The organism is Pedobacter sp. 01T416_2 (assembly GCF_056398925.1).
On sequence record NZ_JBFTQI010000193.1, the window covers coordinates 1 to 8,421 of the forward strand.

At 38.6% G+C, this 8,421-nt stretch carries 11 protein-coding genes and 1 pseudogene; 6 read left to right on the forward strand and 6 right to left on the reverse strand.

Annotation, left to right across the window (positions count from 1 at the left end):
• From AC1DPQ_RS10350 to AC1DPQ_RS10370, 5 genes are all read left to right on the forward strand, one after another.
• Window positions 1–947: DUF3472 domain-containing protein (locus AC1DPQ_RS10350; RefSeq protein ID WP_477609138.1), on the forward strand; the 947-nt coding region annotated here is incomplete at its 5' end.
• 55 nt (window positions 948–1,002) lie between these two features.
• Window positions 1,003–1,200, forward strand: a complete 198-nt coding sequence (locus tag AC1DPQ_RS10355) for a YwbE family protein (protein WP_477578473.1) — start codon at window positions 1,003–1,005, stop codon at window positions 1,198–1,200.
• Window positions 1,200–1,742 carry a hypothetical protein gene (locus tag AC1DPQ_RS10360; RefSeq protein ID WP_477578475.1) on the forward strand — a complete coding sequence of 181 codons (543 nt, stop codon included), beginning with the start codon at window positions 1,200–1,202 and terminating at the stop codon, window positions 1,740–1,742. The genes AC1DPQ_RS10355 and AC1DPQ_RS10360 overlap by 1 nt, the downstream gene beginning before the upstream one ends.
• Before the next feature lie 104 nt (window positions 1,743–1,846).
• Window positions 1,847–2,095 (forward strand): DUF4834 family protein, encoded by a 249-nt coding sequence (locus AC1DPQ_RS10365; protein ID WP_055903040.1) that lies wholly within the window; start codon window positions 1,847–1,849, stop codon window positions 2,093–2,095.
• Window positions 2,096–2,197: 102 nt separating this feature from the next.
• Complete coding sequence (locus AC1DPQ_RS10370) at window positions 2,198–2,647, forward strand: nuclear transport factor 2 family protein (protein WP_477578476.1); 450 nt, start codon at window positions 2,198–2,200, stop codon at window positions 2,645–2,647.
• A gap of 6 nt (window positions 2,648–2,653) precedes the next feature.
• Here AC1DPQ_RS10370 and AC1DPQ_RS10375 read toward each other — a convergent pair whose 3' ends face one another.
• The 6 genes from AC1DPQ_RS10375 to AC1DPQ_RS10400 form a co-directional block, all read right to left on the reverse strand.
• Window positions 2,654–3,103, reverse strand: a complete 450-nt coding sequence (locus tag AC1DPQ_RS10375) for an SRPBCC family protein (RefSeq protein ID WP_477578477.1) — start codon at window positions 3,101–3,103, stop codon at window positions 2,654–2,656.
• 3 nt (window positions 3,104–3,106) lie between these two features.
• Complete coding sequence (locus AC1DPQ_RS10380; RefSeq protein ID WP_477578478.1) at window positions 3,107–3,502, reverse strand: hypothetical protein; 396 nt, start codon at window positions 3,500–3,502, stop codon at window positions 3,107–3,109.
• Window positions 3,503–3,539: 37 nt separating this feature from the next.
• Window positions 3,540–4,496 carry a TIGR01777 family oxidoreductase gene (locus AC1DPQ_RS10385; protein WP_477609140.1) on the reverse strand — a complete coding sequence of 319 codons (957 nt, stop codon included), beginning with the start codon at window positions 4,494–4,496 and terminating at the stop codon, window positions 3,540–3,542.
• Between the two features lie 5 nt (window positions 4,497–4,501).
• On the reverse strand, window positions 4,502–5,317 hold the full coding sequence (locus tag AC1DPQ_RS10390; RefSeq protein WP_477584970.1) for a DUF393 domain-containing protein: 816 nt from the start codon (window positions 5,315–5,317) through the stop codon (window positions 4,502–4,504).
• 173 nt (window positions 5,318–5,490) lie between these two features.
• Complete coding sequence (locus AC1DPQ_RS10395) at window positions 5,491–5,997, reverse strand: GbsR/MarR family transcriptional regulator (protein WP_029278585.1); 507 nt, start codon at window positions 5,995–5,997, stop codon at window positions 5,491–5,493.
• Between the two features lie 62 nt (window positions 5,998–6,059).
• Window positions 6,060–7,145 carry an alginate lyase family protein gene (locus tag AC1DPQ_RS10400; protein ID WP_477584971.1) on the reverse strand — a complete coding sequence of 362 codons (1,086 nt, stop codon included), beginning with the start codon at window positions 7,143–7,145 and terminating at the stop codon, window positions 6,060–6,062.
• A gap of 129 nt (window positions 7,146–7,274) precedes the next feature.
• On the opposite strand from AC1DPQ_RS10400, the pseudogene AC1DPQ_RS10405 reads away from it, so the two are divergent.
• Window positions 7,275–8,421 (forward strand): annotated as a pseudogene (locus AC1DPQ_RS10405) (hypothetical protein); the annotation flags it as partial.

Below are 8,421 nucleotides of genomic sequence, written 5' to 3' on the forward strand. Positions count from 1 at the left end.
GGACCATTAAAGATACTGGCTACGTTGCCTTAACCATTAAAGGAATAAGCAAAACTGGAATGAAATTCCCTTCAATACAAGCCTTATCCGTTAGTGGAACAGCTACTGAAGGCAAAACGGCTTATGTTAAAAACAACGAAGGCAACTTTTTTCATTGGGGCAGGCGTGGGCCATCGGTTCACCTCAACTATCAACAACCTGAAAATGTAAACGCAGCGTGGTATTATAACGAAGTAACTGTACCAAAGGGTGAAGATATTTTAGGCTCTTATTTTATGGCTAACGGATTTGGTGAAGGCTATTTCGGTATGCAGGTAAATAGTCCAACCGAACGGCATATCTTATTTTCGGTATGGAGTCCTTTCAATACCGACGATCCTAAAAGTATCCCGGAATCGCACAAGATTAAAATGCTAAAGAAAGGCGAAGGTGTACATACGGGAGAGTTTGGCAATGAAGGCGCTGGCGGTCAGAGTTACCTGAATTATATGTGGAAAGCAGGAAATACCTATAAATTCTTGTTGCATGGGGTACCTGGAAAAGATAGCCTAACTACCTACACTGCTTATTTCTTTGCACCTGAAACCAATAAATGGCAATTGATAGCCAGTTTCACCAGACCGCAGACTAAGACCTATTTAAAGCGCTTCCATTCATTTTTAGAAAACTTCTCACCTGTACAGGGCGACCTATCGCGGAAAGTTTTGTTTGATAACCAATGGATCTGTGATGATAAAGGAACATGGACCGAATTAAAGTCTGCCCGCTTTACTACCGACAATACAGGAGCAAAAGGATACCGGATGGATTATCAGGGAGGGATAGATAAAGGCGCCTTTTATTTAAAGAACGGTGGCTTTTTTAACGATTATACCACACCAAGAAAAATTCTTACCAGAAGCACTACAGGTAAAAAACCTGAAATAGATTTCAGTAAATTACCTTAACACTCAAAATAATTATGGAATTTTGAAACTTTAATCATCATTACATTACAGCACAATGGACGGGCAAAACAGAAAAGACATTTATCCAGGCTTGGAAGTCGGAATTATTTTGAAGAAAGATCAGCAGTCGGGAAATATCACCTATGGTGTAGTGAAAGATCTGCTTACTTCATCGGCATTTCATTCCAGAGGGATAAAAGTGAGGCTCGAAGATGGTCAGGTAGGCCGCGTAGCTGAAATTATTGAAGATTAATGAAACATACTTATCTTATTATTTTAGTTTTTGTATTTATGGGTAGTGCATCTGCTCAGGTTGTTGATACAATGAATGTAAAACCTGTTGAAAATAAGGTTGTTACCGATCAAAAAACAATCAGGATTTGTGTGCCATCTAGAGCTGGTATTATTTCAAACCCACCTTTATATGTAGTGAACAATATTGTGCTTAGCGGCGTAAATGTAATGGAATACATCAGGCCAGCTGGTGTCGAGGCCGTATATGTGTTGAAAGATAGACCAGCAACTGAAAAGTATGGAGTGAATGGAAAGAATGGTGTAATTGAGATTACTTTGAAGAAAGATGTTCAATTATGGAGCCTGGAAGAACTGTTTAAAAACTTTAGGATAAAAAAGAGAGATAGGAACCTGCCGGTTTTTATTGAACTGGAAAGGTTGGTGGGCTACAACGATTTTTACATCGCCAGCGACATGGTAAAGAACGTAGAGGTTATTGCGTCAAAAGGTGAATTATCATCACAGGAAAGATTTATTAAGGTGTGGTTAAAACCTTTATAGGCTTATTTACGTATTATATTTGTAATCAAAATGCAATTAAAGGCTCAGTAAGTAACAAAATAAATTTTATGACGTCTATATTTGTAACAACAGTAATTTAAAAAATGGCATTAGTAAAATTCATTTTCATCACAATATTGGTACTTTGGCTGATCAGAATGTTGATTAGGTTAATTCTGCCAATGCTGTTTAATAATCTGGCCGGCAAAATGCAAAGTCAGGCTACGGGACAGCAACAACAAAGACGGTCAAAACCTGAAGGTTCTATTTCGATAGATTATATGCCTCCAAAGCCTGATCAAAGTAAAACAGATAAACTCGGCGACTTCGTAGACTACGAAGAAGTGAAATAAAACTAAACCCTGAACTTGTTTCAGGGTTTTTTTGTTTAAAGTATATAGTTTAAGTTTATATTTTTAAACCTCAACCAGAAAACCAAAACTATACCGGTAACTATGAAATATTTTATTGTTTTTATCTCCTTGTGGATGGTAAGTGCGAAATGCTTTAGCCAGACAAAACAGGATAGCTTAGAAATCAAACGTGCAGTCCTTGATTATATAGAATCGCAGCATATCCCAAACCCTAAACAAATGGAGCAGGCTCTGCACCCAAGGCTGGTTAAACGCACGTTTTGGACGGATAAGGAAACAAACAAGGATTATGTTCGTGAAACCTCTGCAGAATCGATGGTTATCTTAGCTGAAAGTTATAACCGCAAAAAAGATAAATTCCCTGCTGTTCCTAAAAAGGAAGTTAAAATGCTTGATATTTCAGAGAAAACGGCCTCAGTTAAACTAATTGCAGATGAATGGATAGATTATATGCACCTTGTTAAATTAAATGGGGCCTGGAAAATTATTAATGTGCTATGGCAATTTAATGATAGTGCAAGGCACAAATAGCGCATATTACCATTCAGCTTGAAATTTGATTACCTTATTTCTTTTCTCAATTAGTTTCAACATATAATTTTTAAGAAATATTTTTTCTACAAGCTGGCCTAATAAGCCAAATGGTGCCTGAAACTCAAAAACATCAGTCATTTCTGTCTGAGAACCAATTATTTTAAATTGGTGTTGGTGATGGAGTTTTTTAAAGGGGCCTTTAACCATCTCATCTACAAAGAGCGTTGGGTATTCCATTTTACTAATCTTATTTGTCATTTCGAATGGAATGCCAAAATGTTTGGCCCGCCAGGTAACCGATTCATGTAAATTGATCAAACCATCTCTCTTCCCAGCGATGGCTTTCTCACCGGAACTTTGCATCGACTGTACATGAAGGTCGATACTTCTAGCCAGATCGAAACAGCGTACAATAGATGCATTGATTAGTGTCTTTAAAATAATTGTTGCCATATTTCAGTTAAGAAGCCATATGCGAACCAGATAATGCCAGAGGGCACCGCCAATGAAGGAGAACAATAACGATGAGGTAAAAAGGATGATACCAATTTTATATTTTGTTTTTTTGTTTATTTTGAACGGTAAAAGGGATAAACAACTCCCCATCAATGATAAAAAATAGCCACTGGTAAATGCACTGTTCATTATTTCCAGATACCTGATATGTTTATCCCCTGGACTGTACATCGAGCGGATTGGAATCACCCTATATCCTTCTTGTGCAGAAAAAAAGCCATTTTTCATTAAATTAATAATGGTAAGCGGACCTCCAAAGGGGCTGCACAAAAATAGCAACAATTCTAGTGCACAGATCGATACCGAAATGATATAGATGACCTTTAATATTTTCATATCTTGAAAGACAATTGTATTTAAATATTATTCCCGCTCAATGCCTCCCGCCTTCCAACCCTCTGCCTTCTGACCCTCCTCCCTCAACCCCCTTCACTGCCTCATCTATCTTCGCATACTTAAATTCAAAGCCATTGTTCAACAATCTTCTTGGTTTAACCCACCTGCTTTTTAAAATCAGTTCGGTTTCGGTTCCGATTATTTTTGCGCCTATGGCCAGTAGCCAGGCAGGAGCAGGCAAACCAAAGTTGATGCCGTAAGCTTTTCTGATGCTGCGCATAAACACGTGGTTTTTAATTGGCTCAGGTGCGGTACAGTTTATTATACCTTCAATCTCATTGTGGTTCAGTAACCATTCAATACTACCTGCGGCATCTAACTCGTGCACCCAGCTTACATACTGTTCGCCATTGCCCTGTTTACCACCCATGCCCAGTTTAACCAGGTTGAGCAAGCGTGGAAATGCGCCATCTTTTAGTCCCAGTACAATGCCCATCCTAAGGGCTACTTTTCTGGTTTTTGGGGTTTCGTTTTCAAAGAAACTACTTTCCCAGGCCTTGCACACCTCAATCGAAAAGCCATCACCGATTTCTCCCGTCAGTTCATCTTGTGGACGGTCTTCGGCATGCCGGTAAATGGTCGCAGAGGTAATGTTGATCCAAAGTTTTGGTGGGTTTTGCAGGCTTTTGATTACTTCGCCGAGTAAACGGGTAGGGATTAACCTGGAACTGATAATTTCTTTCTTGTTTTTAGGGGTGTACCTACAGTTTACATTTTTACCACAAAGGTTAACCAATAAATCGGCACCTTGAAGGCTTGTTACCCAGTCACCCAGGGTTTGGCCATCCCACAGCAGGGTTTTAATGTTCCCTGCTGCGGCTTGTGGTTTTCTAGATAGGATAATCACTTCACCAGCCAGACGACTAAAGTGATTGGCCAGTACGGTACCTAAATATCCGTTTCCTCCTGCGAGTACAATTCTTCTGTATTTCATGATTCCTATAAAGTAAAGATTAAACCTAAAACAATTAAACGGTAAAGCACCCAGGTAATACTCATCGTCCAGCCCAAGTGTAACAGCTTGTTTCTGCGGAGGTGCTCCAAAAACATAAGTCCGGCCACCATCAAAAAGTAAAGAATAAAAAATATAGAAGGGATGATGAGGTATTGTGCGATAACCAAAACAGGCAAAAGCAAAAGTGCACCAGCAAAAGAGATGGTCATGATGTTGCCCAGGTAATCCCAGCGTTTTTCTTTTCTATAAAAAACAATGATGGCGCCCTGAAGAAATATTTGTCCACCACAGATGAGGTATTCACGATATTGGCTCCCCAGTGGGACAAAATCGGTAAGAAGATGTGCATAGGCGGTTAAAATGTAAGCTGTAACAAACCAGGTAAAAAGTAGATAGGCCAAACGGTATTGGATTTTAAAGCTAGGCTGTATAGTGTTTTCTTTAACGGGCGCAGGAATAATTACTTTACGGTTGTAAGAGATAAAGGCATAAAGCTTACGCATCAAATAAACAAATGGCCCAAATAAAAACAGCGATTTAAAGATGGGCATGGCATGCGCAATAATTTTAAATAAACTCTGGATACCATAAGTTACTTCACCGTTTTCGGTGTTTACGAGCGCAATCTCATTGGCGGCTCTTTGTTTGTCAACCAAAGGACAAATGTTTTCAGGCATACTTTGATAAGCCTCACGGCCACCTTTGGCCAGCATACCTGTTTTTACAAATGTTTTGGTATAGGCATAACACATTGGGCATTCATTATCAAATAAAATCACATGGTTCTTAAGCGTTTTCATTTTATTTAAATTTTAATACTTTCAGTAAAAAATGAAAGTTGTGGTTAAAAAATTAAGCCGAACTTAAGGGTAAGGCTTTTTAGTGGTTAGGGGTAATATGTCTTGATACCCGATACTTACTACTTGATACTCAAATCTTGCTACTCAATACCTCCCTCCCAAATCTCACGTCTCTATTTAAACACTTTCAATACCGAACCCCAGAACCAACTTTCTTCTGCTTTAAGCATCGTTTCTAAAGTTTTATCTACATTGAGGGCAAGTTTGTTAATATCGCTTACTGATTTTTTAAAGGTTTTAAATTCAGGATCTTTTTCATCGCCCACTACCGTTGACAGTTCATTTAAAACTTTTAAAACAGGCTCTAACTCTCTTTTTTTACGCTCTTTAGCTACCTGTCGGGAAATATTCCAAACATCCTTATCGGCAAAAAAGTATTCTTTGCGCTCGCCTGCTTTGTGCTGTTTTTCAATTAAGCCCCATCCAATTAAATCGCGCAGGGTCATGTTGGCGTTTCCCCTGGAGATACTCAACGCCTCCATAATTTCTTCGGTGGTAAGCGCTTCAGGAGAAATGAGTAATAGCGCATGTACCTGGGCCATGGTGCGGTTAATTCCCCATTCGGAGCCTAATTTGCCCCAGGCTTCTATAAATTTTAATTTTGCTGCTGCTAATTCCATACACAAATATAAACTTATTTTTAAACTTTCAATAATTATTGAAAGTTTATTTGTTTTGGAAGCTATTTGCTTTCTTGCTGTAGTTTATCCAATACCATCTGCCAGCTGGTATCATTGTTATTTACTTTTTTTAATAGATCAGCCTGTGCCCTATCGAAATAAACAGATAGTTTCAATACAGGTAAAGCCAAATCTGGTTTAAACATCGTCCCGGGAGCAAATCCAGGTTCATTGTTCTTTGTACGGTCGCGATCGAATTTAACGGTCGTATTCACATATTCTTCGTGCTGTTTTTCACCATTAATGTATGGGATCATCCATTCTACAGATTTTTTGATCGAAGATCCTTTCGGTGACTCATAAGTATAAAAATTGGTGCCTTTCGCTCTGTCGATCATAATGGCCAACTTTAACATAGGTTCCAGGTCGTAAATGTGGTAATGCATGGCATCGCGCTCTTTAAAATCCAAACTTGTTCCGTCAGCATATAGATTGATATTGATGTGGCTTTTTAAATTGTCGATAGTCCATTTAATAAAATCCTGATTGTTTAAGGTGTAACCGATTTCGCCAACTTCTTTTAGCCGGTGAGCATTCCAGTTATTAATGGCGGTAGCTCTCCCCGCTTTCATCCGCTTGCTGTTAATTTCTGCCCAAGCCGTTTCAGTAAGCCATTGTTCAATCTGTTTTTTATCAGCTGTTGGGATGTCTTTTTTAATCAGGTCGTAAGCTTCAATGGCTTTATCCAGATTGGTATCGTCAATAGGATCGCCATTTGGTTTATTGATTTTGGCCCATGCACCAAGAAATTCTACACATTTGTTTAAATATTTTTGATCATCGGTGATGCGGTATTGTAAGGCCAGTACAAACATTTTGTTCATATCTGCCAGGGCTAATCTGGTTTTCTCTTTTTTTGGATTTCCCTTTAATAATCCTTCAGTTCTGATGGTATCAATTGGATTCGGGTTTTCGTTTAGATAATTTAATGCCGATTTTTCAAAGCCCAGGTATAGTTTTTGGGTTTCCTTATCATTTTTGATCTGGGTTTTCAGCTTTTTAATTTCATTGGTATTTAAACTTACAATTTGCGAAAACGAAGAAAAAGATAATAAAGCCAGAGCGATTGTAACGACAAACTTTCTCATAATAAATAGGTTGAATTTTTATTCTTTGCTACAAATCTAATTTTTTATTCAGCATGCATTTAATTTATTACTTTTTTATACCGCCCAATTTTTTATTTTTGACGTTCGTTTAAACTTAAACAAACCTTAATGAATAACTGGTTTAATAAAAATGGCATTCACTTAGCCATTATTGCGTTTTTTGTAGTCATCACTTTTGCCTACTTCAGTCCTGTTTTGCAGGGTAAAGCGCCACAGCAGGGCGATGTTTTGCAGGCTAAAGCCATGCAGAAAGAAATTATGGATATTAAGGCGAAAGATGGTAAAGGACCACTTTGGACCAACCAGATGTTTGGTGGTATGCCCGCCTACCAGATTTGGGTGCAGTATCCTTTAAATATTACCACTTATGGTATCGATGTAATAAAAGGTATATTCCCTGATCCTGTTGGAACGGTGCTGTTATACCTTTTAGGTGCTTATTTATTATTTTGTGTATTAAAAATAAATCCATGGCTTGCTGCAGCGGGTGCAATTGCTTTTGCATTTACCTCGTATAATTTTATCATTATTGCTGCGGGGCATAGCAATAAGGCCCTGGCCATTGGTTTCTTCGCTCCTATTTTGGCTGCCATTATTCTCATCCTAAGGGGCAGGTATCTGGTAGGAGGCAGTTTGCTGGCGCTGTTTATGGCGCTAGAGATCCGCTCGAACCACATCCAAATGACCTATTATTTATTTATAGCGTTATTTATTCTAGGCTGTATAGAACTTTACCATGCCTTTAAAGCAAAACAGCTTCCGGCATTTGGTAAAGCTGTTGCTTATATTGCTGCGGGTATTTTCTTATCGGTTCTGGTAAATGCAGGTACCTTGTGGACAACCTACGAGTATGGCAAAGAAACCATCCGTGGTAAATCGAACTTAACTACCGATAAGGCTGAACCTGCAAATGGTTTAGATAAAGAATATGCCTACCAATGGAGCCAGGGTGTTGGAGAGAGTTTCTCATTTCTGATTCCGAATATTTATGGTGGTGCAAGCAGTATCGACGAAATTATTAAACCTGAAAGCAATACTTATAAAGCAGTTGAAAAAAATCTTCAGGGCGTTGATCCAAAGCAGGCCATTGGTTATGTGGCGCAAAATTTGGGTACCAACCAGTATTGGGGCAACAAACCGGGTACTTCAGGTCCGTATTATTTTGGCGCCATTATCTGTTTCTTATTTGTTTTCGGACTGTTTATTGTAAAACACCGCTGGAAATGGTGGATCTTAGGATCAAGTGTCTTATTGC

What these genes read in the sequence shown, in the direction of transcription:
- AC1DPQ_RS10390 (WP_477584970.1), bottom strand. Translation starts at nt 5,317, where the DNA reads ATGAAAACGCTTAAGAACCATGTGATTTTATTTGATAATGAATGCCCA.
- AC1DPQ_RS10400 (WP_477584971.1), bottom strand. Translation starts at nt 7,145, where the DNA reads ATGAGAAAGTTTGTCGTTACAATCGCTCTGGCTTTATTATCTTTTTCT.
- AC1DPQ_RS10385 (WP_477609140.1), bottom strand. Translation starts at nt 4,496, where the DNA reads ATGAAATACAGAAGAATTGTACTCGCAGGAGGAAACGGATATTTAGGT.
- AC1DPQ_RS10395 (WP_029278585.1), bottom strand. Translation starts at nt 5,997, where the DNA reads ATGGAATTAGCAGCAGCAAAATTAAAATTTATAGAAGCCTGGGGCAAA.
- AC1DPQ_RS10365 (WP_055903040.1), top strand. Translation starts at nt 1,847, where the DNA reads ATGGCATTAGTAAAATTCATTTTCATCACAATATTGGTACTTTGGCTG.
- AC1DPQ_RS10380 (WP_477578478.1), bottom strand. Translation starts at nt 3,502, where the DNA reads ATGAAAATATTAAAGGTCATCTATATCATTTCGGTATCGATCTGTGCA.
- AC1DPQ_RS10355 (WP_477578473.1), top strand. Translation starts at nt 1,003, where the DNA reads ATGGACGGGCAAAACAGAAAAGACATTTATCCAGGCTTGGAAGTCGGA.
- AC1DPQ_RS10370 (WP_477578476.1), top strand. Translation starts at nt 2,198, where the DNA reads ATGAAATATTTTATTGTTTTTATCTCCTTGTGGATGGTAAGTGCGAAA.
- AC1DPQ_RS10375 (WP_477578477.1), bottom strand. Translation starts at nt 3,103, where the DNA reads ATGGCAACAATTATTTTAAAGACACTAATCAATGCATCTATTGTACGC.
- AC1DPQ_RS10360 (WP_477578475.1), top strand. Translation starts at nt 1,200, where the DNA reads ATGAAACATACTTATCTTATTATTTTAGTTTTTGTATTTATGGGTAGT.